The sequence below is a fragment of the Streptomyces sp. 2P-4 genome (genome assembly GCF_030167965.1).
Classification (GTDB): Bacteria; Actinomycetota; Actinomycetes; order Streptomycetales; family Streptomycetaceae; genus Streptomyces; species Streptomyces globosus_A.
On sequence record NZ_CP095012.1, the window covers coordinates 257,697 to 283,373 of the forward strand.

A 25,677-nucleotide genomic window follows, 5' to 3' on the forward strand; every position below is an offset into this window, starting at 1 on the left:
TTCACAGTCGTTGCGGCGATGTCAGATGCGGGCGGCGGAGGAGTCGGAGGTCCGCTTGGCGAGCGGGAACTGCCAGAGCGAGAACAGCCGGTCCTCCCGGTGCAGATGCCGCAGCACCTGCATCACGTCGTCGACCACGGACTGGTCCGTGACCGCTTCGTGCGGGTACAACTCCCTGCGTACGCGCTCCAACTGGAGCAGCAGTAGAGCGGGATTGGGGAGCGGGGCCTCGAATACCCCCTGCGAGTGAACGTACGACAGCACGACCGCCGCCGCCGCGTGCACCAGGCAGTACTCCTTGGCCAGGTCGAACAGCTCCGGCGACTGCGCGTACGCCCGGCCCAGCCGCGCCTTCAGGTCCCGCGCCCGCCCGTGCAGCGCGCCCGCGCGCCCCACCAGCTCCTCCGCGGTGTCCGCCGCGGCCAGCAGCCGCTCCCGGTCCGTGCCCGCGGCCCGCTCAGCGAGCTCCCGCAGCCGGCGGATCCCGTCCGGCGCGGCCAGCACCGCGTCGTCCAGGCCGCCGCGGCTGAACAGCTCCTGCTTCCACGGCGCGTACGGCGGCAGCTCCGCGTCCATCCCGAACAGCGTCGCGGCGCGCTCCTCGGCCACCGCCACGGCCGCCGGGTCCGGGTCGGCCGCCGACGCCAGCAGGCTGCCCAGCTGGTGGCCCAGGTTGCGCAGGTTCACCACCGTGTTGCCGTCGGCGATGTCGGTGATCAGGATGTCGCGGACCATCTTCTGGTGCATGCCGTAGTGCGGGTGGTCGCGGACGAACGTCCGCGCGCCCAGCACCACCGTCAGCTGCGACAGCGTCCGCTGCAGTTTCGTCGGCACCAGGTACTTCACCACCGACGACCACACGCTGACCTGCTCCGGGGCCGCCTGCAGGCTGCGCGTCGCCCCCAGGAACACCGCGTCCGCCAGCATCAGGTCCGCGAACGCCTCCGCCAGCTGGCGCCGCGTGTACGGGACGTCCGCGACGGTGTCGCCCAGCAGCACCCGGTTCTCCGCGAAGTCCACCGCCAGGCGCAGGCTCGTGTCCACCGCGGCCAGCGCCAGGTGCATCAGCACCACGCGGGCCGTCTGGCTCGCCTTCAGGGCGATCTCCAGACCCTCCCCGCGGCGCCCCAGCATCGCCGAGTCCGGGACGAACGTCCCGTCGAAGCGGACCCCGCTGAGGTCCAGCGCCCGCACCCCGTACAGGTTCTCGAACGGCGTGTCCTCGACCGTGCCCGGCTCCGCCAGCCACTTGTCCACCACGAACAGCGAGTACGCGGCCGGGCCCGGCCGCTCCCCGGTCCGCGCGAAGACGACCATCTTGTCGGCGACCGTCGCATTGCCGATCGGCCACTTCTCGCCGTACAGCCGCCAGCCGCCCTCGACCCGCTCGGCCCGCACCTCGTTCGCCACCAGGTCGCTGCCGTGCACCCGCTCCGACAGGCCCCAGGACATCGAGCTGCCCCGCCGCATGTCCGCGATCAGCGAGCGCTTCTGCTCCTCCGTGCCGGTGATCCACGCCGGCATGAAGCTGAGGTTGTTCAGCGCCGTGCCGACCGCGGTCGACGGGTCGCGGCGCGCCACCAGGCGCATCAGGTTGACACCGGTCTCCACGTTGCCCGCGAGGCCGCCCTGCTCGGCCGGCAGGCCCCGCAGGTGCGCGCCCCACCGGCGCAGCAGGTTCACGTAGTGCACCGGATAGGCGCCGCTCTCGTCGAACTCCAGCACCCCGGCGAACGGCATCCGGCTGTCCGGGTCGTGCGGGTCGCCGAGGTACTCCTCGAGCTCCGCGGCCAGCGCGGTCAGATCGGACTTGGACATCAGGACTCTTCCCGTCGGTTCGAGGCCAGCCGCACCGGCAGCGCGGTGAACAGCAGGCCGGACTCCCGCATGGCCAGCGCCGCGTCGAGCGCCGGCTCCAGCACCGCGCCCCGCCGCCGCGGGTCGCTGCCGTCGGCGCGGGCCAGCAGATAGCCGACGACCGCGCCCAGCCAGCCGGCCGAGCCGGGCTCCGTCCCGTACAGGGAGCGGTCCCGGTTGGCCCGCCACAGGTGGACGGCGCAGCCCGCCGCGTGCAGCCACGCGTACCGCTCGGCCGCGTCCACCAGCGCGTTCGGGTCGGCGCCCGGCCCGCGGGCCGCGCGGGTCAGCCCGCCCAGCCCCGCCACCGCGCCCGCCAGCTCCTCCACCAGCGCCGCGACGGGCGCGGCGGACGCGTCCGCCGCCAGGGCCGCCGCCACCTCCGCGGCTGCCTCGGGCAGGGCCGCCAGGACCGGGTCGGCGCCGCGCGCGAACATGTCGAGCCGGCCCGGCTCGTACGCCGGCAGCGCGGCATCCAGGGCGAACACCGCGGACAGCGCCCCCGGATCGGCCGCCGCGGCCCCGCCCTCGGTGAGGGTGGGCACCTGGCCGGCGTACGACTTCAGGTTCGCCAGGGTGCTCGCGTCGATCACCCGGACCACCGCCGTGTCCCGCTGGAGCTTCTGGAACAGCCCCGCGCCGCCCTCGCCCTCCCGCAGCACCGAGCGGGTGGCGAGCACCGCGCCCGCCCGCCGCACCAGCTCCTCGCAGGACTCCGCCACCACGTGCTTGGCCGCCGGAGCCCACACCGAGAACGCCTCCGGCACCACGTGCACGCCGCGGGCCGCGGTCAGCGCCGACACGTCCGCCGCGAGCAGCGCCGCCGCGGCGACCGACAGTTCGCGCCGCGGCCACGGCGACGCCGCCAGCACCGCCCTGCCGACCTTCCGCACGGCCGCGAAGTCCAGGGCGATGCGGACGGCGCTGTCCGCGATGCCCAGGCTGCCGGCCATGCTCATCAGGCGGACCGCCTGCTGCGCCTTGACGGCCGCCTCCAGGCCCTCGCCCTCCCGGCCGACGCGCGCCCCGTCCGGCACCCGCAGGCCCGTGAACCGCAGCCGCGCCAGGTCGATGCCGCGCATCCCGTTCGTCGCGGCCGCCGGCAGCCGCTCCAGCTGCCCCGCCGGCACGTCCCGCAGGTCCAGCAGGACCGCCGAGAACGCGCCGGGACCGCGGGCCCCGGTGCGGGCGACCACGTACACCGCCTCGCACCGCAGGCCCAGCCCGACCATCCACTTCTCGCCGTCCAGCACGCCGTCCGCGCTCAGCGCGACCTCGTTGGCCAGCAGGTCGCTGCCGTGCGCCGACTCGGTGAGCGCGAAGCCCACCGCGCCGCCGCCGCGCAGGACCTCCGCGGCGAGCTGCTGCTGCTCCACGCTGCCGTGCAGCTGCAGGCAGGTCGCCGCGATGATGCTGAACATCGTGCCGGGCATGATGTTCACGTCCCGGCGGGCCGCCGACCGCACCAGCGTCAGGCTGCGGTCGAAGGCCTCGAACGTGCCGCCCCACTCCTTGGGCAGGTAGTTCAGGTGGAACCCGGCCCGCGCCAGCTCCGCGCAGAACTCCGCCGGGAACGCGTCCCGCTCGTCGCGGCCGACGGCCGCCGCGAACCCGTACGGGTTCGCGTCGTCCGCCGGGTCGCCCAGCAGCGCCTCCAGCTCCTCCGCGTCGCGCACGCTCACGGCATCCCCGCCGAGGTCTCCAGCGGCACCGGCCGGTAGTCCGCGGCGGACGCCGGGACGTGCACGCCCGCGTTGCGCAGCTGGTTCAGCCGGGTGTGGAAGGCGGCGCCCCGCATCAGGTGGTGGGCCACCTCGGCGACCCGGCGGTTGCCGGGCGTCTTGAGGTAGCTGCCGGTCACCCAGTCGTTGAAGCTGCCCATGGCCGGCCCGCACCACACCTGGTAGTCCATGGCGCGGTCCGCGTCGCCGACGACCGCCCACCGCGAGGCCATGCCCAGGTACCAGCGGAACACCAGGGCCATCTTCCGCTTCGGGCTGTCGGCCGCGCGGGCCAGCTGCTCGGGGTCGCGGCGGCTGAAGTACTTCACGCACTCCTGCCAGACGTCCTCCAGCGGCCGCCGGAACACCTGCGACTCCAGCTTCGCCCGGTCGGCGGCCGGGATGTCCTCCAGGCCGTCGTACGCCTGGTACAGCTCGTACAGGCGGCGGGCGCGCATCGGGAAGAACGTGCCCTTCTTCAGGACCTGGAGGTCCACGCCCATCTCGAACATGTCGGCCGCCGGGGCCATCTCGCAGTCCGCGATGCCCGCCTCGGCGAGCATCGCCTTGGCGGCGGTGGAGGCGCCCGACTCCAGGCAGGACTGGTTCACCGAGCCGGTCACCGCGTACGCGGCGCCCATCGCGAAGGCGGCCGCCACCGCGACGGGCGTGCCCAGGCCGCCGCCGGCGCCGACCCGGATCGGGACGGCGTACCGGTACTCGCGCTGGACGTGGTCGCGCAGCCGCAGGATCGTCGGCAGCAGTGCGGGCAGCGGCCGGCGGTCGGTGTGGCCGCCGGAGTCGGCCTCGACGGTGATGTCGTCGGCCAGCGGCAGATGGCGGGCCAGCTCGGCCTGCTCCGCCGTCACCAGCCCCTGCTCCAGCAGGGCCGCGACCAGCGCGGCCGGCGCCGGGCGCATGAACCGCTCGGCGGTCTCCGGCCGGCTGATCTTGGCGATCAGCCGGTTGTCGGCGGCGATGCGGCCGTCCTCGTCCCGGCGCAGCCCTGCCAGCCGGTAGCGCACCACGTGCGGGGTGAGGTCCATGTACGCCGACGCCTCGACGCAGCGCACCCCGTGCCGCAGGAACAGCTCGACGGCCTCCCGCTCCAGCCGGTCCTCGCTCGGGCTGTGGATCAGGTTCACCGCGAACGGCAGGCCGGGGATCTCCGCGGCGAACCGGGCCAGCGCCGCCTCGATGTGCTCGGGCAGCAGGCCGGCCGCGCCGAAGGAGGCGAGGAACCCCTCCCGGGCGAGGGCGACCACCATGTCGGCGGAGGCGATCCCGCCCGCCATGGCGCCCGCCATGTACGCGTACCTCACCCCGTGAGCGGCGCGGAAGGCGGCCGAGCCCAGCCGCTCCGGCGGGAGCGGCTGCGCGGCGGCCAGCAGGGGCAGGCCGTCGCCGTCGGCGGTCGCGAAACCGCCGGCCGCGGCGCCGATGCCCTCACGGGTGACGGTGATGAAACACGGGTGGTCCAGATCGGCCAGCACCTGGTAGATCCCGGCGGGGTCGATGCTCGGGTTGCGCTCTCCGTACCACCGGAGAGGGGTCTCGAGAGTGTCCATGGGGAAACGAAGCTCCTTGGGCTCAGCTGTCGGGCCGTCAGGCCTCGGTGGAACGGACCTCGATGGCCACGTCGGTGAGTTCGTAGATGCGCAGTCCCGGCTTCGACAGCTCGGCGTCGGCGATGACCAGCAGGCGCCCCTCCTCGCGGCGCACCTCCTTGACGTGCACGTCGAAGGAGAGCTCCTTGTCGTGGCGCAGGATCTGGCCGCGGTACTTCCAGGACATCTCCACCCCGGTCGCCATCGCGAAGCGCGGCCGCTCGAAGCCCTCGGCGAGGTTCTCCTCGATCACGTACAGGCGCATCGCCTGGAGGATCGCCTCGACGCCGAGCGAGCCGGGCATCACGGGGTCGCGGTGGAAGTGGCAGTCGAAGTACCACTCGTCGGGGCGGATCGCCCGGTGGCCGTGCAGGTAGCCGCGGCCGTGCCGGCCGCCGCCCTCGACCAGGTCCACCCGGTCGACGAGCGCGAACCGGCCGCCGGGCAGGTGCAGGTGGCCGCCTGACGGGTCGGTGAAGGCGGGCGCGCCCTCGGGGAGCTCGATGCGGCGGACCTTCGCCGGGTCGACCTCGTTCGTCTCGATCCAGGGGGCCACGTACGTGCCGTTGTCCAGGCCCACCTGGTTGGCCAGGGCGGCGTCGCTGAAGTAGCCGAACAGCGACTCGCCCGTGTAGAAGACCTCGCCGTCGGCCGACAGCTCGTAGGAGAAGTTCTGCAGGACGGCGCCCGTGACGGCGCTGGTCATCAGGAGCCTGGAGTGGTGGCGGATGGTCTTGCCCCGCAGGTCGATGTCCTTGACCAGGGTGGCGCGGCCGTCCAGGTTGCGGATGGCGTACTGCTCGTCGGTGTTCTTCAGGGTGGCGCCGAGGTAGTAGCCGAGGAAGATCGCCGCCTGGAGCGAGCTCTCCATGTAGACGGCGTTCGGCATGTGCGGGTAGGAGTTCTCCTCGTAGTACCAGGCGTCGGCGGGGGAGTCGTACTCGGTCACCATCTCCGAGCCGGGGCCCAGGTCGCCGCGGGTGCCCTTGAGGGACATGACGCGGTCGACGAACTGGAACGCGCCGTTCGGGATGTACGGGGCCCGGCTCGTGCGGTAGACCTCGAACTCCGGGCCCATCGCGATGTCCAGGTCGCCCTTCGCGGCGTGCGCCAGGTGCATCTCGTTGATCATGGCGGCCTCGCCGCTGCGGTTGCGGCGGCCCAGGAACTGCGGGATGCCGCCGGCCTCCGGGCGGTAGGGGGTGCCCGGCTTCTCGCGGACCTGGAGGCCGAGGTTCTTCATCCGGATGACCGGCAGGTCCCCTATGTAGATCAGCACGTCCGCGATGACCGTGGCGCGCGGCAGGAGCGTCAGCTCCATGACCTCGACCTCGTAGCGGATCTGCGTGTGCTTCTGCGTGATCTGGCCGCGGACCTGGACCTCGATCGGGGTGTCCGTGACGCACTGGAAGGCGGCGTCCGGGAGGGTCAGGTGCATGCCCTGGTGCAGGAGGTAGATCTGCAGGAGCTGGACGGCGCCCTCGGCGACGAGGGAGCCGGCGAGCACCGGGTCGTCCGGGAAGTGGCACTCGAAGTACCAGGCGTCGGGCTGCAGGTTCTTCACCGCGCTGAGCGTGCCGAGGCCGCGGGGGCCGCCCTTGCGGTCGATGGTGACCTCGTCGACCATGCGGAGCTTCTCGACGGGCAGCCGCAGGGCCGGGTTGATGCCCGGGTCCTGGGCGTGGTCGGGGCCGAACACGTCGCCGGGGCGTCCCTGGGCGAGCAGTTCCAGGTCCTCGGCGGTGAGGTGGTTCTTGTCGGTGTAGGCGAGCGGCTTGAAGTACCCCTTGGGCAGGGCGGCCCGCTCGGCCTTCTCCTTGTCGGTCATGACCACGCCGATCGGGGTCTCCAGCTCGGCGGCGCTGAAGAAGCCGGCGCAGGCGTTGTGCAGCTCCAGGATGAGCTCGCCGTCGGCGTAGCACTTGTAGCTGAAGAAGAAGAGCGTGGTGTCGCCGTTGTGCACGAACCGGTCGATGGAGATGTCGTACTTGAGGGTCTGGCCGACGCGCGGCAGGTTCCCGCGGAAGACCAGCGTGCTGTCGAGGAGCCGGTAGACCCGCTCGCCCTTGTTGCGGAAGTCGATGCCGAGGTAGCTGACCAGCAGCAGGTCGCACTGGCCGGCCTCGACGGTGACGGCCGGCGGCACGCCCCCGTCGACGGCGTACCAGGCGTCCTCGGGGACGTCGTACTCCGTGGTGATCTTCGCGGGCTTGAACTCGTGCGTGGTGCCGGACAGGGCGGTGACCCGGCTGACGAAGTGGTACGGCTCGGCGGGCAGCCGGACGCGCTGGGCGTAGCCGTCGATGACGCCGAACTCCGGGCCGAACACCTTGGCGACGCTGCCGACGGCGAACTCCATCAGGTCCGCTTCGTCCCAGATCACCCCGTCGGGCTTGGTGGCGGGGGCGGCCGGCGGCAGGACGGCGCTCGCCTCGATGACGCGCGGCGCGGACGGCTGCGGCGGGGCGGCCGGCGCGGCGGGCAGCGCCGCCCGGGCGGGCGCGGCGGGTACGGCGGGCGCGGCGCTCACCGGGGGGACGCCCCCGGCGGTGGCCGGACCGCCCTCCAGCAGGGATTCCGCGCGGCTGAGCGCGGACTCCTGCAGGATGCGCTGGGTCTCCATCACCACCCCGTGGGTGGAGACCATCTGGCGGCGGATGTCGCGGACCAGGTCGGCGGCGGCCGCGGCCGCGTCGCCGGAGGCGGCGGAGGCCGGGGCCGCCTGGGCGGACCGGGACGGCGCGCGGCGGGCGCCCGCCCGGGCGGGCTCCGGCGCCGGCAGGAGGGAGCCCTGCCCGGCCGGGGCGCCCGGGGCCGCGGGTGCGGCGGGGGCGGCCGGCTCGGCGGCGGCGGGCTGCACGGCCGCGGGCACCGGGGGCGCCCACGGGAGGAAGGAGATCGGCTCGCCGTCGAAGGCGATGACCTCCGGATCGGCCAGGGTCGGGTCGGCAGGCATGAGGCGTGGGTCCTCCGGCGGTACGGACGGGACGGGTGCGGGTGTTGCCGCGGCCGACGCCGCGGCCGGAGCAGGGGCGCCCGGACGGGCAGGTCTGCCGGCGGCCGGGGCGGCCGTACCGGTGGAACGCGGCCCGGCGGCCGGGGCGGGCCCCGACCCGGCGGGCGCGGAGCCGGTGCCTGCGGCACCGGTGCCGGCGGCGGACGGGGCCGAGGCGGACGATGCGGGGCTCGCGGCCGCCGGACCGGTGGGACCGTCGGCGGCAGCCGGGACGGAACGCCCGCCGCCGGTCGAGCCGGTCGGCGCAGACCCGCGCGCCGCAGGAGCCGTGGTGGCCCCGGCGGGCCCGGGGGCCGCGGTCCCCGGCGTGGCCGGTGCGGACCCGGCGAGCGGCCCGGCCGCGCCGGCCGCGGTGACGCCCGCGGCGACCCGCGACGGCACCGGGACGCCGCCGCCCACCCGGAAGCGGGAGTTGCGGGCCGCCAGCACCGGCGCCGGCTCGGCGGCGGGAGCCAGCAGCGGCTCCAGGTCGACGGCGAGGCCGTGCCCCACCAGCCGGGCGGCCAGCTGCGCCACCGACCGGGCGGCCGGCACGCCGCGCCGGTCCACCGGCACGGCGACGTGCGCCGCCCCGCCCAGGGTGTCCTTGACCCATCGCGAGCAGGTCGAGCTCGGCCCGACTTCCAGGAAGTAGCGGAACCCCCGGTCGTAGGCCCCGCGCACCAGCCGCGGGAAGTCGATCGTCGAGCGCAGCGTGTGCGCGATCCGGCGGCTGACCTCCGTGCGGTCCAGGTCCCGGATCGCCTCGTAGTCGTACGCGCTGAACAGCTCCAGGCCGCCCGTCGAGCCGGTCGGGTAGTCGTTCAGGCCGGCCAGCCCGTCCAGTTCGGCGTCGACCGCCGGGCAGTGCATCACCGCGTTGACGGGCGACCGGGCCGCCGGGCAGCCCAGCTCCGCGATCAGCGCCCGGCACTGCGCCGGATCACCCGCGACCACCAGCTCCTTCGGGGTGTTGACGTGCGTCAGGTACACGCGGTCGTAGCCGCGGGCCAGCGCCGCCCGGACGGTGTCCGCGTCGGTGAGCAGCACATGGCTCGCCCACACGTCCGCGTCCGGGGTGTCCTCGGGCAGGCCCCACAGCTCGCGCACGGTGCGCCGCGGCCCGCACAGCCGGTCGTGGAAGAGCGGCGTGTTGCTGATCAGGTCGTCGCGGCGGCCCTCCGGCAGCCAGCACTCCGTCGCGAACAGCATGCTCGACTCGCCGAGGCTGTAACCGAAGCCGCCGTGCGCGGTGATCCCGAGGACGCCGCGGACCAGGTCCGTGTACAGCATCGCGAAGCTGGTGCCGGTCGCCAGCATGAACGGGATGTCCTCGCCCAGCGAGGCCTCCAGCTCCATCAGCTCCCGCCGGCCCGGGGCCGCCTGCGTCCGCGGGTACAGGGCCGCGGCCCGCATCAGCCGGGCCGGCTCGTCCGCCTGCCCCTCGAACCGGTCCAGCAGCCCCGGGAACGCCCGGAAGAAGTCCTGGCCCAGGCCCGGGTAGGAGTTGAACGCCCCCGGGTAGACCAGCGCGACCCTGCCGTCGGGGCCGATCGGCGCGGCCGTCGAGAAGCTCCCCGCCGGCGTCGCCCACTCCCCGCCACCGGCGTGCACGCCCGGCAGGTCCCGTACGGCGAGCTCCAGTTGGGCCAGCAGCTCCTCCCGGTCCCGCCCGACGAGCACCGCGCGCACCGGCTTGCCGGCGAGCGTGCCGGCAGCCGCGCGGGCGAGCTCGTACGGGTCGCGGCCCTCGGCCAGCAGGTCCCGGTGCAGGGCGGCCAGCGTGAGCAGGTCGTCCGCCGAGTCCGCGGCCAGCGGCAGCAGCACCGGCCCGTCCGCGCGCCGCCAGTCCGCGGCGCTGACCGCGCCGCGGGTGGTGTCGGAGGACAGCACCATGTGGCCGTGGGCGCCGCTGCCGCCGAGGAAGCTGACCGCCGCGTACCGGCGGCTGTCCTTGCGGGTACGCAGCCACGGTTGGGAAGCGGTCGGCACATACAGCCCGGACGCCGCGAAGTCCTCCGCGAGATCGCCGGCCGGGCGCTGCCAGCCGCGCGTGCCGGGCACGTAGCCGTGGTGCAGGCCCAGCACGGAGCGGATCAGCCCCGCCATGCCCGCCGCGCAGCCGGCGTCGCCGACCTGCGCCTTGGCGCTGCCCAGCGCGGCGCTCGCCGTGCCCGCCGGGTACACCGCGGCCAGTGCCGCGATCTCCGCCCGGTCCTGGGCGGCGGTGCCGCCCGCGTGCGCCTCGACGCAGCCGATGTCGGCGGCCGTGACGCCCGCCTCCTCCAGCGCGGCGGAGGCCGCCGCCGCGAACGCGTCCGCGTCCGCCTCCGGCAGCTCCCCGTCGACGGGGTCCGCGTACCGGATGGCGAGGGACTCCAGCCGCGCGTACACCCGCGCGCCCGGAGCGGCCCCGCCGGGACGGGTGACGACGACGGCGCCGGCGCCCTCGCCGATGCGGCGGCCCCGCCCGCCCTCGCCGAAGGTCAGGCCGGCCTCGGCCACCGCCTCCGGCGTCAGCAGCAGGTTCTCCGCCGAGCCCGCCAGGTCGACCGCACCGACCAGGACGGCCTCGATGCTGGGGTCGAGCAGCAGCAGCCGCGCCACCTCCAGCGCCTCGGCGGTGCCCGAGCCGTCCGCGGAGACCGTGAACGACGGGCCCGTCAGGTTCCACAGCGAGGAGATGCGGCTCGCCATCACGTTGCCGATGTAGCTGAGGACCTCGTTCGCGACGATCGGGTCGACGACCGCGTCCCGGCCGACCGCCGTCAGCGCGGACAGCACCTCCTCGTCGACGGGCACCCCGGCCCGCTCGAACTCGGCGCGCAGGAACTGCCCGAGCCGGTAGCGGGTCAGCCGCAGGTGGGTGGCCGGCTCCATCTCCATCGCGACGACCACCGCGACCCGGCGCGGCTCGGGCGCGGTCCGCCCGGCCGGCACCGCCCGGCTGTAGCCGGCGTCCAGCAGCGCCTCGTCGGCGACCTTCGTCGCCAGCGCGTGCTGGAGGTTGTACGTGCGCAGGTCCGTCGGCGGGATCTTCTGGTCGATCGGGTCGATGCCGACGCCGTCGACGAACGCGCCGTGCGGCAGGGCGTCCGGCGACACCCCGGCCGCGGTCTCCAGGGAGCCGCCCCGGGTGCCGTCCAGGCCGCGCCAGCGCCGCTCGGGCAGCGGGACCAGGGCGTCCTCGCCGCCGTACACGGCCCGCTCGAAGGAGCCGACGCCGTCCAGCGCCCCGAAGTGCGCGCCCAGGCCCACCACGTCGAGGGCGGGCAGCGCGGCCGCCGGCTCCTCCGCCGGGGCCTCGCCGCCGGTGTGTTGCGACAGCACCACGTGCGCGTTCGTGCCGCCGAAGCCGAAAGCGGACACCGCGCCGCGGCGCGGCCCCGGACCGGACGGCCAGTCGCGGCCGGCGCGCACCAGGTTCGCGGAGCCGACCCGGCCGTCCCTGGAGGACACCGGCTGCTCGACGCCGATCGTCGGCGGGATGTGCCCGTTGCCCATCGCCAGGACGACCTTCAGCATGCTGCTCAGGCCGGCGACGGTGAGGAGGTGCCCGATGTTGCCCTTGACCGAGCCGATCAGCGGGGTCCGGCCGGCCGCACCGAAGAACTCGGCGACCGAGCCGGCCTCGGTGGCGTCGCCGATCGGCGTCCCCGTCGCGTGGCACTCCAGGTAGTCGATCGCCGCCGGGTCCACGCCCGCCTGCGCGTACGCCAGTTCGTACGACTGGAGCTGGCCGCCGGACTGGGGGACGAGCAGGTGGCGGCCCGCGCCGTCGTTGGTCAGGCCGATCCCGTCGACCACCGCGTGGATGGTGTCGCCGTCGCGGAGCGCGTCCGCGAGCCGCTTCACGGCGACCATGCCCGCGCCCTGACCGGTCAGGATGCCGCCCGAGCGGTCGTCGAACGGCTGGCTGAACCCGTCCCGCGGGTAGGCCTGCAGGTCGGAGAACGACAGGTGGATGAGGGTGGGGTCGGGGGCGCACACGCCGCCCGCCAGCACCAGGTCGGCCTGCCCGGCCGCCAGGTGGTCGCAGGCCAGCTTGAGCGCGTACAGGGCGGAGGAGCAGGCCGCGTCGAGGGCGTAGCGGGGACCGCCCAGGCCCAGCGCGGCCGCGGCCACCCCGACGGGGGAGCCGCTGACCCGCAGGTCCTGCGGGTTCAGGGACGCCGCGTCGATCTGCAGGGCCTTGTCGGCGAGTGCGCCGAGCGCCGGGTGCCCGGCGTCGCGCAGGCCCTGGAGGACGGCCTCCTGCACCAGCGGCACGCTGACCTCGGCAGAGGCGAGGGTCGGGAAGGAGTAGTTGCCCAGGATCAGACCGGTGCGGGCGAGGACCTCCGGCCGGTCGGCGTGCCCGCTGTCCCGCAGCGCCTCCCGCGCCACGTGCAGCGACCAGTGGAAGATCCGGTCGAGGCCGGCGAGCTGCCCGGCGTCGAGGCGGTAGCCGGTCGGGTCGAAGGCGAAGTCGGTGATGAAGCCGCCCCGGCGGCAGTAGATCTCGTGCTGGGGGTCGGTGTCCCGGGGGTCGAGGGCGGGGCCGAAGACCTCCTCCCCGCCCTCCCTGCGGCTGTCCGTGCCGGAGCTGAGGTTCTGCCAGAACTCGGCAGGCGTCCCCGCTCCGGGGAACAGGCAGGAGAGGCCGACGATCGCGTACTTGCTCATGAGAGCTGTGGGGTCCCTTCTGAGGGGCGGCCGGCCCGGACGGGCGCACGGTGCGGGTACCGTCCGGGCCGACACGACCGCTTGCGTCGGATACGGAGCGGAATCAGCCGCTGGTGCCGTTCCGGGTGGCGAACTTCGCCGCCAGCTGCGGGGCGGAGACCACCGACACGTTGTCGAAGCGGGTCAGGACGCGTCCGTCGGGCGCGCAGGCCGTGATGGTGAGCGAGGAGCTGGTGCCGTTGCTCGCCGCGGTCGGCTCCACCACGATCAGGAACGGCTCGCCGTCCGGCAGCGGGTGGTGCAGGTCGGCGCGGCCCACCGAGAGCGGCAGCCCCGACGTCCCGCGGAAGAGCTTCACCCACACCAGGCCCGCCTGGAGCAGCAGGTCGGCCGTGCCGGGCGCGTAGCGGGAGCCGCCGTAGGCGCCGCCGTCGGGCCGGTGCTCGGCCAGCGAGGCCTCCAGCACCAGCCGGGACTCCGCCTCGGCCAGGATCCGGCGCACCCCGCGCAGGGACGGGCCGTGGAAGAGCGTGCCGTCGGCGTACAGGAACCCGGCGTCCCGGCCGGTGCCCGTCGCCGGCAGCCCGGCCACAGCCGGAGCGTCGGCCGCCGCGCCCGTCTCGACCACCGCGCCGTAGTGCGGCCGCGGGCCGCCGTCGGCGCCGGTCGAGCGGATCGCCGCGCCCAGCGTGCCACCGGACGGGGTGAGGGTCAGGGAGATCCGGGCCGGCTCGGTGCCGTCGAAGACGATGCCCTTCTGGACGGTGAAGTCCCGGACCCGGTGCACCTCCTGGCCCGTCGTCCGCTCGGCCGCGCCGATCGCCCAGCCGAGGGCGACCGCCGCCGGCAGCACCGCCGCGTCACCGATCACGTGGTCCCCGATGACCGGGTCCCCGGCCAGCGCCTCCAGCGACCGCTCCACCGTCACCGGCGCACCGCTCGCGGGCCGCTCCGGCTCGGACAGCGGCGTCGTCGGCCCGAGGACGGTGACGACGTCGTCCGCACGGCCCGCCGAGAACTGCTCGGCGAACATCTTCGCCCCGGTCTCCACGGGGATCAGGACGATGCCCCGCTCCTCGAAGATCGCCTTGACCTGCGGGGAGACCATGCCGCTCTCCCACGCCCCCCAGTTCAGGGAGGTGATGTGGGCCTGCGGGTTGCGCTGCTTGAACGAAGACGCCCAGGTGTTCAGCACCTCGTTCGCCATCGCGTAGTCCGACTGGCCCTGGTTGCCGAAGAACCCGGCGACCGAGGAGAACAGCACCGCGTGGCGCAGTGCACCGGCGGGCAGGGCCGCGGCCACCGAGCGCAGCCCGGCCAGCTTCGGCGCGAAGACCCGCTCGATCTCCGATGCCTTCTTGTTCGCGATCAGCTGGTCGGCCAGGACGCCCGCACCGTGCACCAGGCCGGTGACGCGCTCCCGGTACGGGGCGAGCGCGGCGGCCGTCGCGGCCGCGTCGGTGATGTCCGCGGCGAGGTACTCGACCTCGCTGCCCGCGGCCCGCACCTCCTCCAGCGTTGCCCGGATCTCGCGGGCGCCGACGACCGCACCGCTGAGCTGCTCCACCCGCTTCGGGGTCGGCTTCTCACCGGTCGCCTTCAGGTGCGCGGCCGCCGCGCCCTTCAGCGCGGACCCGGCCACGCCGCGCGCCCACTCCGGCTCGTCGGCCAGCGGGGTGCGGCCCAGCAGGAGCAGTCCGGGCCGGTACTGGCGGGCCAGTTCGACGACGCAGGCGGCGGTGATGCCGCGGCCGCCACCGGTGACGACCAGCAGGTCGTCGGGGCCGAGCTGCGGGACGTCCGTGGCGGCGGCCCGCAGGGGCTGCTCGGCGACGGTGAGGCCGACACGGCGGGTGCCGTCGTGGCCGACCTGCACGGTGTCGGCGACGGCGTCGGACGCCTCGTCCACGACGAGGGCGGCGGCCGCCTGCGCGTCGAGCGCCGGCGCCAGGTCCACGGCCCGGCAGAACACCGCCGGCGCCTCCACCGCGAGGGTCTTCACCAGGCCGGCGACACCGCCCGCCGGGACCTTCTCCTCGGGCACCCCGCCGAGGCCGAAGCGGCCGTCGAGCCGGGTGGCCGTGACGAACGCGGCGCGCCCGGAGGCGGCTGCGGTGCCGAGCGGCTCGACCGCGTGCTTGGCGACGAGGAGGGTGTGCGCCAGCCGCCGCACCCCGTCCGACCAGTCGCCGCCGTCGGCGGCGGACACGTCGACGACCAGGCTGACCCGGTCGGCCAGCACCGGCTCGATCCGCTCGGCGAGCTCGGTGACGCCCCAGCCGGACAGGGCGTGGTCGGTCACGCCGGTGATCCGCTCGGCGACCCCGGGAAGCCGCAGTACGTGCACGCGGCGGCCGGACCCGGCGAGCCGGGCGGCGACGGCCGAGGCCAGCTCGGAGCCGTCGTCGACGACGAGGGCGGCGCTGCCGTCCTCGTACGCGCCCACCAGCAGGTCCGGGGTGGGCAGGGCCGTCAGCGCGGCCTGCGCCCGGCCGATGCCCGCCTTGGGCTGCGGGGCAGTGCCCGCGGCGGTGGGTGCGGACGGGGCGGGGGCTCCGGTGGGGGCGGAGCTTCCGGCGATCAGCTGGACGATGTCGCGGAGGGTGCGGAGTTCGGCGAGCTGCTCGGGTCCGGCGGTGACGGTGGCGTCGGCGCGTTCCTGGAGGACGCCCATGATTTCGACGCGCTTGATGGAGTCGATGCCGAGGTCGGCTTCGATGTCCATGTCGAGGTCGAGCATGTCCGCCGGGTAGCCCGTCTTCTCCGAGACGACGGAGAGCAGGACGGCCTGCACGGCGCCCGCGTCGGGTCCGGAGGCCACCGGGGCGGCGGGGGCCGGGGCGGCGGGAGCGGCGGAACCGGCGATCAGCTGGACGATGTCGCGGAGGGTGCGGAGTTCGGCGAGCTGCTCGGGTCCTGCGGTGACGGTGGCTCCGGCGCGCTCTTGGAGGACGCCCATGATCTCGACGCGCTTGATGGAGTCGATGCCGAGGTCGGCTTCGATGTCCATGTCGAGGTCGAGCATGTCGGCCGGGTAGCCCGTCTTCTCCGAGACGACGGAGAGCAGGACGGCCTGCACGGCGCCCGCGTCGGGTCCGGAGGCCACGGGGGCGGCAGCCGGAGCGGCGGGAGCGGCGGGGGCGGCGGCCGCGGTGGGGGTCGCGGAACCGGCGATGATGCCCACGATGTCGCGGAGGGTGCGGAGTTCGGCGAGCTGCTCGGGTCCTGCGGTGACGGTGGCTCCGGCGCGTTCCTGGAGGACGCCCATGATCTCGACGCGCTTGATGGAGTCGATGCCGAGGTCGGCTTCGATGTCCATGTCGAGGTCGAGCATGTCGGCCGGGTAGCCCGTCTTCTCCGAGACGACGGAGAGCAGGACCGCCTGGACGGCACCGGCGTCCGGGCCGGAGGCCGCTGCCGGAGCGGGGGCCGCTGCCGGAGCCGCCGCGGTCGAGCCGGCCATGATGCCGATGATGTCGCGGAGGGTGCGGAGTTCGGCGAGCTGCTCGGGTCCTGCGGTGACGGTGGCTCCGGCGCGCTCTTGGAGGACGCCCATGATCTCGACGCGCTTGATGGAGTCGATGCCGAGGTCGGCTTCGATGTCCATGTCCAGGTCGAGCATGTCCGCCGGGTAGCCCGTCTTCTCCGAGACCACCTCCAGCAGCACCGCCTCCACCGCGCCCGACGTGGGAGCGGCCGCAGGGGCAGGGGCCGCCGGGGCGGGGGCCGTCGCGGTCGAGCCGGCCATGATGCCGATGATGTCGCGGAGGGTGCGGAGTTCGGCGAGCTGCTCGGGTCCGGCGGTGACGGTGGCTCCGGCGCGTTCCTGGAGGACGCCCATGATCTCGACGCGCTTGATGGAGTCGATGCCGAGGTCGGCTTCGATGTCCATGTCGAGGTCGAGCATGTCGGCCGGGTAGCCGGTCTTCTCCGAGACGACTTCCAGCAGGACGTCCGCCACACCGGCACCGGCCGGGGCCTGCGGCGCGGACACCGGGGCCGGGGCAGGCGCCGGGGCCGGGGCGGCCTTCGGCGCGGCGGGCTGCGGGGCGGCCGCGGGGGCAGTCGGCGCGGTCGGTGCGGCCACGGCCGCGGAGACCAGGACCGGGGCCGCGGCCGGGGCCTGCGGCGCGGGCGCCGCCGGGGCGGCGGGCGCGGGGCCGGGGCGAGGGCGGCCGGGGCCGGGGCGGGTGCCACGGCGGGCCGGGCGGCCGGCGCGGACACCGGCGCCGGGGCGGCGCTGCGGACCGGGGCGCCGGCGGCGGCGCCGAGCTCCAGTCCGGCGAGGTCGCGCAGGATCTCGTTGGCCCGCAGGTGGCTGCGTCCGATGTCGAGCCCGTGCTCCTTGACGGCGTTGACCGCGTCGAGGACCTCGCTCAGCCGGCCCTGCTCGGCGGCGCGCTCCAGGAGCCCGGTCAGGCGCTCGGCGCTCTGCAGCTGGCCCGTCAGGTAGTCGTCGTGCAGGGAAAGGTGGTCGGCCACTAGATCGGCCAGGCGGTCGTTGTCCACGTGGGCTGTCTCCATGACGGCGGGTTCCGGGGCCGGCGTCGGCGTCGGCGCCGGGGCGGGTGCGGAGGCCGCGACCGGGGCGGGTGCGGGCCGGACGGCCACGGCCGTCGCGGTGGCGGCCGGTGCGGCGGCGGCGAGGGCGGCCGCGGCCGGGACCGGTGCCGGGGCGGACGCCGGCGCCTTCGCCGGGGCGGCCTGCGGCGCCGTGGCGGGGGCGGTCGGGGCGGTCGGGGCCTTCGCGGCGGCCGGCGCCGGGGCCGCGGGCGCCGGGGCCGCGGGCGCCGGGGCGGCGGCCTTCGGCAGGGTCGGGACCGCGATGCGGTACCCGTTCTCGAGCGCGTCGCGGTAGGCGGCCTTGCGCTCCGGCGAGACGTAGTTGATGCCGTTGAGGAGGATGGACATCCCCTTCTTCGGCGCCTGCTCCGCCTCCGCGGCGGGCCCGTACCGGTCCGCGGTCTCCAGCGGCAGGCCGAGTACCGCGAGCTGGGCCACGCCCTGCTTCAGCGCGGTGTCCGCGTCCTTGCCGGGACCGGCGTCGAGCGCGACGACGGTGTGCTCGCGCCCGCCGAGGATCCGGCCGACCAGCTTCGCCAGCACGTCCTTCGGGCCGAACTCGACGAACACCCGGAACCCGGCCTCGTACATCTCCTCCACGCGGGCGGCGAAGTCGACGGGGTTCAGCAGCTGCTCGGTCAGGATGCGCCGGTTCGCGACGGTGTCCGCGCCGTACACGGCACCCCGCGTGTTCGCGAACACGGGTGCGGCGGGCGCGGCGACCTCGACCGCGTCGACGCTGCCGCGGAACGCCTCCACGGCGTGCCCGACGAACGGCGTGTGGAACGCCGCCGACACCGGCAGGCGGGAGGCCCGTACGCCGGCCTCCTTGGCGGCCGCGATCAGCTTCTCCACCTGGGCGGTCGCCCCGCCCACGACGATCTGGTCGGGCGCGTTGCGGTTGCAGACGACGACCCCGTCGACGGCGGCGAGCAGCTCGGCCACCCGCTCCTCCGGGGCGGACACCGCGGCCATGGCACCGGCCTCGAAGTTCTCCTCGGCCGGCGGGGACATCGCGTTGCCGCGGGCCCGGGCGAGCGTGAAGAACGCGTCGTCGCCGAAGGAGCCCGCCGCCCACAGGGCGGTCAGCTCGCCGAAGCTGTGGCCGAGGAACCCGTCCGCGGCGAAGCCCAGCTCGGACAGGTAGCGGTACTGGCCCGCGGACAGGGCGCCGATCGCCGGCTGCGCGTACGCGGTCGCCCGCAGAGCGGCCTCCTGCTCCTTGCGCGCGGCGTCGTCGAACGCGGGCGGCGGGAACGCGACCGCCGACAACGGTGCGGCCGCGCCCTCGAACTGCCGGTTCGCGGCGTCGAACGCGGCGCGCAGCGGCGGCAGCGCCATCACCGCGGTCCTGCCCGGGTTGACGTACTGGCTGCCCTGCCCGGAGAACAGGGCGCCGACCTTGCCGGCGGCGGCCGCGCGGCGGCGGAACCAGATGCCCTTCGGGTGCGACCAGGCCTCCTCCGCGGGCCGGGCGCGCAGCTGCCCGAGCGCGGTGTCGCGCAGCGCGGCGAGCTCGCCGGCGGTGCGGGCGACGAGCGCGATGCGGGCGCTGCCCTCGGGGACGGGCCCCGCGGTGGCGGGGGCGCCGCCGGCCAGCAGCTCGGTCAGCGCGGCCGTGTCGGGGGCGTGCCAGAGGTGGACGGCGGCCACCTGGTGGCCGGCGCGCAGGTCGTCGCCCTCGCCGTGCTCCTCCAGCACCATGTGGAAGTTGGTGCCGCCGAAGCCGAACGAGGAGATGGCCGCGCGGCGCTTGGGCCGTTCGGGGTGGCGGATCCAGGGTCGGGCCTCGGAGTTGACGTACAGCGGGCCGGCCCCCGGCTGCAGGGAGCTGCCCGGCTCCTGGACGTTGATCGTCGGGGGGAGCACCTTGTGGTGCAGGGCCATGGCCAGCTTGATCATTCCGGCGGCGCCGGCGGCGGCCTTGGTGTGGCCGATCTGCGACTTCACGCTGCCGACGGCCGCGTACGCCTTGGCGTCGGTGGCCTCGGCGAGGACGGAGGTGAGCGCCTTCAGCTCGGTGGCGTCGCCGACGGCGGTGCCGGTGCCGTGTGCCTCGAACAGCTCGACGCTGGCGGGGGAGCAGTCGGCGTCCTCGTACGCGCGGCGCAGCGCGACCATCTGGCCCTCTGCGCGCGGGGCGTAGATGGACTTGAAGCGGCCGTCGCTGGAGGTGCCCATGCCGCGCAGCACCGCGTAGATGCGGTTGCCGTCGCGTTCGGCGTCGGAGAGGCGGCGCAGGGCCAGCATGCCGATGCCCTCGCCGATCAGGGTGCCGTCGGCGTCCTTGTCGAAGGGGCGGATGTTCCCCGACTTCGACAGGGCCGGCGTCTTGCTGAAGCACAGGTACATGAAGATCGTGTTCTCGGCGTCGCAGCCGCCGACGAGCATGGTGTCGGAGCGGCGCTCCAGCAGCTCGCTGACGGCCGCGCGGACCGCGCCGAGCGAGCTGGCGCACGCGGCGTCGACGGTCATGTTGATGCCGCCGAGGTCGAGCCGGTTGGCGACCCGGCCGGCGACGACGTTGCCGAGCATGCCGGGGAAGGAGTTCTCCTCCCACGGGGCGTACGCGAGGCGGAACTTGGCGGCGATCTCCTCGGCGTCCCGGTCGGTGAGGCCGCAGCTGCGGACGACCTCCTTGATGACCGGGGTCTGGAGGCGGGCGGTCAGCGGCTGGGTGAGCTGGTTGGCGCCGGTGATGCCGAGGACGACGCCGGTGCGGGAGGCGTCGTACCAGGGCTGGTCGGCCCCGGCGTCCTTGAGCAGGTCGCGGGCGACGACGAGGCTGAGGAGCTGGAGGACGTCGGTGACCTCCAGGGTGTTCGGGGGCAGGCCGAACTCCAGCGGGTTGAACGGCACGTCCGGTATGAAGCCGCCGCGCCGGGAGTAGGTCTTGTCGGGTGCCGACGGGTCCGGGTCGTAGTGCTCGGAGAGGTCCCAGTGGGTGCCGGGCACGTCCTCGATGCAGTCGGCCGCCGCGACCACGTTGGACCAGAACTCGCGCAGGTCGGGCGACTTCGGGTACAGGGCGGAGAGGCCGACGATGGCGATCGGGTCTCGGGCCAGCCGGCGGTCCAGCTGGCTGTCCGACGGCGGAGTGACGGGCTGCGGAGAATTCACGACAGAGCTCTCAGGGTCTCGGGGCGATCGGCCGTGGGCCGGGGTCCGCCGGTCATCGTGGAGAAGGGCCTGCCAGGAGCGGGCGGCGGTCAGGCGGCGTGCACCAGCTGCGCGATCAGGGCGGCGGCGTCCGGGCGGCTGAGCATGGTGTAGTGGTCGCCGGGGCTGCGGTGCAGGGTGAGCCCGCGGGGGGCCAGCGGCTCCCAGCCGAGCGTCGGGTCGTCGGGGATCAGGCTGCCCTCGGCCGTGACGAGGACCAGCGGCACGCTCGACGGCACGGCCTCGTACGGGGTGGTGAGCCGGTTGTTGCGCAGCAGCCCGTCCACATACGTGTCGTACAGCTTGCGGAGCCCGAACACCGGGGTGCCGGCCTTCAGGGCGCCGGCGGCGACGGCGGCGTCCAGGACGGCCTCCAGGCCGCGGTCGACGTCCGCGCCGGCGAGCCGCTCCGGGTCCGGGGCCACCGGCAGGCCGCGCTTCGCCCCGAGGTACAGGGCGAACCAGCCGAGGAGCAGGGTGGGGTCCAGCTCCTCGTCGGACGGCTTGTACGCATCGGTGGGGGCGATGCTGTCCAGCAGGACGAGCCGGCGGGGCCGCTGCCCGGCCGGGAGCTGCTCGACGAGGGCCTGGGCGACGACGCCGCCGAAGGACCAGCCGGCCAGGGTGTACGGGCGGGCACCGCCGGCCGGGGAGCCGCCGGCGCGGGCGTCCTCGGCGCGGGCGCCGAGGAGCTCCGCGGCGAGCCGGCCGGCGAGGTCCTCGACGGTGGTCGCGGCGCGGCCGCCCGTCAGCGCGGCCTCCCAGTACTCGGGGAGCGCCGACAGGTCGAGGACGGTGAGCCCCGACCCGGCCGGCAGCGCCGCGGCGAGCGTCCGGTGCACCTCGGCGTCCAGCGCGCCGGGGTGCACCAGGTACACCGTGTCGGCCCCGGCCGCGGCGGTGCTCAGCCGGCGGACGGGCGCCGGAGTCCGGTCAGGACGCAGCCGCATGCCGTTCCTCGGCTCGGGTCTTGGACTCCTCCGCGATGAAGGCGGCCAGGTCCTTGATGGTGGGGTGGTACCACAGGGTGGTGGTGCCGAGTTCGAATCCGAGCCAGTTCTCCATTTCCCCGGCGAGGATCAGAGCCTCGGTGGAGTCGAGGTCGAGCTCGTCGAAGTAAAGCTCCGGCGACACCTCGCTCTGCTCCACACCGAGCTTGTGGGCGATCTTCTCGACAAGCCACTGCTGGGCTTCTGACGCCGTCACAACGAGCACGTTGGTTCCTCCCTGGTCCGTGAATTCCGGAAGACCCGGTCTGAAAGGGGGGCGAGGGCCGGCAATGGCCGTCGTGCGCGGTCGGCGCACGTCCGGGCCGTCCTGACGCCGCACTGCCGGCAGGTGCTGCGCGGCGGTGGGAAAAGGCGTCGGAGAAATTACGGGACCCCTGCGCCGGTGATTCCGCCGGCGGTGGGGAAGGAAATGGCGCGGTACATGGTGCACCCCCCCGGGCGGGTCCGGAAACAGAAGACGGAGAAGACGGATCCCATGAATTCCACGGGTTCTTCCCCGTGCCTTGCCCCTGTCCTTGTCCAGCACAGTAGGCAGGTGCCGGAGGGTGTGGCAAGCAATTCCCGCCGCTGTCCGGGACATGCCTGTCGGGCCTCCACCCGGCGTTGAGTTCACGTCGAGGAACCGCCCCGAATAACGGGAGTAGCCGGGCTTTTCGGGCACTCGGATGGTGTGCCGCACACGGACGAGCGCCCCTCCGGAGTGGCCGGAAGGGCGCTCATGGGACCCCGCAGGAGCAGTCGCGGGGACGGTGCGGAATCGCGGTGCGGGCAGCGCAGGGCAGGGCAGCGCGGGGCAGGGCAGGGCAGGGCAGGGCAGGGCAGGGCGGGGCAGGGCGGGGCAGCGCAGGGCAGCGCAGGGCAGGGCAGGCCCCCGCCCCGCCCCCGCCCGCCGGACGGCTACGACGCCCAGGCGCCCGGCGGCGCGAACACCGGCGGCCGGCGCCGCGGCAGCCTGAACACCACCGCCGACTCCTCCTGCTCGGCCGCGGCCTGCGCCTCGGCCGCCAGTCGCAGCCTGGCGGTCAGCAGCACCGCCACCGCCGCGACCTCCTCGGCGGTCGGGTTCCCCCGGGTGATCCGGATCGCCGCCGCCGACAGCGCGGTGCTCCCGTCGGCGCTCACAGGGGCAGGTTCCCGTGCTTCCGGCTCGGCAGCTGCTGGTGCTTGGCCCGCAGCATGTCGAGGGCGGCGATCAGCCGGGAGCGCGTCTCCGCAGGGTCGATCACGTCGTCGACCAGGCCGCGCTCGGCCGCGTAGTAGGGGTGCATCAGCTCGGTCTGGTACTCCTTGATCTTCTGCGCGCGGGTCTCCTCCGGGTTGTCGGAGGCGGCGATCTCCCGCCGGAAGATGACGTTCGCCGCGCCCTCCGCGCCCATCACCGCGATCTCGTTCGACGGCCACGCCAGCGCGATGTCGGCGCCGATCGACCGCGAGTCCATGACGATGTACGCGCCGCCGTACGCCTTGCGCAGGATCAGGCTGATCCGCGGCACCGTCGCGTTGCAGTACGCGTACAGCAGCTTCGCGCCGTGCCGGATGATGCCGTTGTGCTCCTGGTCGACGCCCGGCAGGAAGCCCGGCACGTCGATCAGCGTCACCAGCGGAATGCTGAACGCGTCGCAGAACTGCACGAACCGGGCCGCCTTCTCGGACGCCTGGATGTCCAGCACGCCCGCCAGGTGCGCCGGCTGGTTCGCCACGATCCCCACGACCTGCCCGCCGAGCCGCGCCAGCGCGCACACCACGTTCTGCGCCCACTGGCCGTGCACCTCGAAGTAGTCGCCGTGGTCGACGACCTCCTCGATCAGGTCGCGGATGTCGTAGCCCTGCGTCGGCCGCGCCGGGACCAGGTCCAGCAGGCTCTCGCAGCGCCGGTCGCACGGGTCCTCCCGGTCGCCCGCCGGCGCCAGCTCCCGGTTGTTCGACGGCAGCAGCGACAGCAGGTGCCGCACGTCCTCCAGGCAGCTCTGCTCGTCGTCGTACGCGAACGCCGCCACACCGGAGGCCGCGGCGTGGCTGTCCGCCCCGCCCAGGTGCTCCATCGTGACCGCCTCGCCGGTCACCGCCTGGACCACGTCCGGGCCGGTGATGAACATCTGCGAGGTGCCGCGCACCATGAACACGAAGTCCGTCAGCGCCGGCGAGTAGGCGGCGCCGCCCGCACACGGGCCGAGCACCACCGAGATCTGGGGCAGCACACCGGAGTTGCGGACGTTGCGCTGGAAGATGCCGCCGTACCCGGCGAGGGCCGTGACCCCCTCCTGGATGCGGGCGCCCGCCCCGTCGCACAGGCCGACGATCGGCGCCCCGGCCGCCTCGGCCAGGTCCATCAGCTTGTGGATCTTCTCGGCGTGGGCCTCGCCCAGCGCACCGCCGAAGATCCGGAAGTCGTGGGCGTAGGCGAAGACGGTCCGGCCGTGCACCTTGCCCCAGCCCGTCACCACGCCGTCCGTGTGCGGCCGCTTGTCCTCCAGGCCGAAGCCGGTGGCACGGTGCCGGCGCAGCCCCTCCACCTCGTTGAACGTGCCCTCGTCGAAGAGGATCGCGATGCGCTCGCGGGCGGTCAGCTTTCCCTTGGCGTGCTGCGCGGCGGTCGCGCGCTCGCTCGGACCGGCCTCGGCGAGCGCCCGCATGGCGCCCAGCTCGGCCGTCCGCTCGCGCAGGGAGGCGTAGCGGATGGTCTCGTTCTCCAGCGGTCTTTCGTCGACGATGCTCATGCGGGCCCTTTCGACACATCAGGCACCGGGTGCGGACCGGTGTCGCGTAGTGCTGTGACCGGGACGGTCTGCTGTCCGACAACGCGGCGAGGCGCCGTGCCGGGCGCCGTGACCCGGTGAACCTTCCCGGCCACAGCACTAGCCAGCTTGGGAGCGCGCGCTACAGCCGGGCTCGAATTCCGACCGCAGCCCGGCGCAGGACCGCCGGTATCCCGGCAGGGGCGGGTTTCCGGTCCGGGAACACCCCTCCCGCCAGGGCGTTTCGAGTGCCTGTCGAGGCCGGCGGGCCACCTTGGGCGCAACGGGGGCGCGCGGTGGCGCGGCCCCGACCGAGCGGAAGGAGGCCCGCCGTGCACGGCGCGCACCACCGGGATCCGGCCGGCGACGCCACCCTCACCGAGGTGGCCGACGGCGTCCACGCCTACGTCCAGCCGCCCGGCGGCTGGTGCCTGAACAACGCGGGCGTCATCCACGACGGCGGGCACAGCGCCCTCGTCGACACCGCCGCCACAGAGGCCCGTGCCCGCGGGCTGCGCGCGGCGGCCCTGCGGCTCGCCCCGCGGCCGCCGAGAGCCGTCGTCAGCACCCACTTCCACGGCGACCACACCTACGGCAACTGCCTCTTCCCCGAAGCGCTGGTCATCGGCCACGAACGCACCCGCAGCATGGTCCTGGCCGCCGGGAAGCACATGGCCGGCGTGTGGCCGGAAGTGTGCTGGGGCGACATCGACATCACCCCGCCGCAGCTCACCTTCCGCGACCGGACCACCCTGCACGTGGGGGACGTCCGGGCCGAGATCGTCCACATCGGGCCCGCCGCGCACACCACCGACGACACCGTCGTCTGGCTCCCCGACCAGCGCGTGCTGTTCACCGGGGACCTCGTCATGAACGGCGTCACCCCCTTCTGCGCCATGGGCTCCGTCAGCGGCTCCCTCGACGCACTGGACCGGCTGCGGGCCCTCGGCGCCGACACCGTCGTCCCCGGCCACGGCCCCGTCGGCGGCCCCGGCCTCCTCGACGCCAACCAGGCCTACTTCCGGTACGTACGGGACCTCGCCGCCGACGGCGCGGCCGCCGGCCTGGCCCCGCTGGAACTCGCCCGGACCGCCGGGCCGGGCCCGTACGCCGGACTCCTCGACCCGGAGCGGCTGCTGCCCAACCTCCACCGCGCGTACGCCGAGCAGCAGGGGCGGGAGCCGGGCGCCCCGCTCGACATCGGCGCCCTCTTCGAGGAGATGTCGCTCTACCGCGGAGGCCGCCCCGCCTGCGCCGCCTGACCCCTCCCCGGCCCCGCGCCCGGCGCTCCGGCCCCGCCGGCCGGAACCCCTCCCGAGCTGCGCTGGAGCCGCCCTGGAGAGGCCCTGGAGGGCCGCGCCACCC

10 protein-coding genes and 2 pseudogenes are annotated in these 25,677 nt (G+C 74.8%); 1 reads left to right on the forward strand and 11 read right to left on the reverse strand.

Annotation, left to right across the window (positions count from 1 at the left end; genetic code table 11):
* Window positions 1–21 precede the first annotated feature (21 nt).
* From MUK52_RS31850 to MUK52_RS31900, 11 genes and pseudogenes are all read right to left on the reverse strand, one after another.
* Window positions 22–1,818, reverse strand: a complete 1,797-nt coding sequence (locus MUK52_RS31850; protein ID WP_114059277.1) for an acyl-CoA dehydrogenase family protein — start codon at window positions 1,816–1,818, stop codon at window positions 22–24.
* Window positions 1,818–3,539, reverse strand: a complete 1,722-nt coding sequence (locus tag MUK52_RS31855; protein WP_284581903.1) for an acyl-CoA dehydrogenase family protein — start codon at window positions 3,537–3,539, stop codon at window positions 1,818–1,820. The genes MUK52_RS31850 and MUK52_RS31855 overlap by 1 nt, the downstream gene beginning before the upstream one ends.
* Window positions 3,536–5,146, reverse strand: coding sequence for a PfaD family polyunsaturated fatty acid/polyketide biosynthesis protein (locus MUK52_RS31860; protein ID WP_114059279.1), 1,611 nt, complete (start codon window positions 5,144–5,146; stop codon window positions 3,536–3,538). Before MUK52_RS31860 ends, MUK52_RS31855 begins: the two co-directional genes overlap by 4 nt.
* 37 nt (window positions 5,147–5,183) lie before the next feature.
* Complete coding sequence (locus MUK52_RS31865; protein WP_284581904.1) at window positions 5,184–12,845, reverse strand: beta-ketoacyl synthase N-terminal-like domain-containing protein; 7,662 nt, start codon at window positions 12,843–12,845, stop codon at window positions 5,184–5,186.
* A gap of 103 nt (window positions 12,846–12,948) precedes the next feature.
* Window positions 12,949–16,179: an SDR family NAD(P)-dependent oxidoreductase gene (locus MUK52_RS31870; RefSeq protein WP_284582061.1), complete on the reverse strand. Its 3,231-nt coding sequence runs from the start codon at window positions 16,177–16,179 to the stop codon at window positions 12,949–12,951.
* 195 nt (window positions 16,180–16,374) lie between these two features.
* Window positions 16,375–16,752 (reverse strand): annotated as a pseudogene (locus MUK52_RS31875) (phosphopantetheine-binding protein); the annotation flags it as partial.
* Window positions 16,753–17,732: 980 nt separating this feature from the next.
* Window positions 17,733–20,528: pseudogene (locus MUK52_RS31880) on the reverse strand (beta-ketoacyl synthase N-terminal-like domain-containing protein); the annotation flags it as partial.
* Between the two features lie 89 nt (window positions 20,529–20,617).
* A complete protein-coding gene (locus tag MUK52_RS31885) occupies window positions 20,618–21,517 on the reverse strand; it encodes an alpha/beta fold hydrolase (RefSeq protein ID WP_114059282.1) in 900 nt (299 codons plus the stop codon).
* Entirely contained in the window at window positions 21,501–21,782 is a 282-nt protein-coding gene (locus MUK52_RS31890; RefSeq protein ID WP_114059283.1) for an acyl carrier protein, read from the reverse strand. The genes MUK52_RS31885 and MUK52_RS31890 overlap by 17 nt, the downstream gene beginning before the upstream one ends.
* Before the next feature lie 692 nt (window positions 21,783–22,474).
* Window positions 22,475–22,699, reverse strand: coding sequence for an acyl-CoA carboxylase epsilon subunit (locus MUK52_RS31895; protein ID WP_114059285.1), 225 nt, complete (start codon window positions 22,697–22,699; stop codon window positions 22,475–22,477).
* Window positions 22,696–24,294, reverse strand: coding sequence for an acyl-CoA carboxylase subunit beta (locus MUK52_RS31900; protein WP_162793369.1), 1,599 nt, complete (start codon window positions 24,292–24,294; stop codon window positions 22,696–22,698). Before MUK52_RS31900 ends, MUK52_RS31895 begins: the two co-directional genes overlap by 4 nt.
* Window positions 24,295–24,644: 350 nt before the next feature.
* On the opposite strand from MUK52_RS31900, the gene MUK52_RS31905 reads away from it, so the two are divergent.
* Window positions 24,645–25,574, forward strand: coding sequence for an MBL fold metallo-hydrolase (locus tag MUK52_RS31905; protein WP_284581905.1), 930 nt, complete (start codon window positions 24,645–24,647; stop codon window positions 25,572–25,574).
* The last annotated feature ends 103 nt before the right edge of the window (window positions 25,575–25,677 follow it).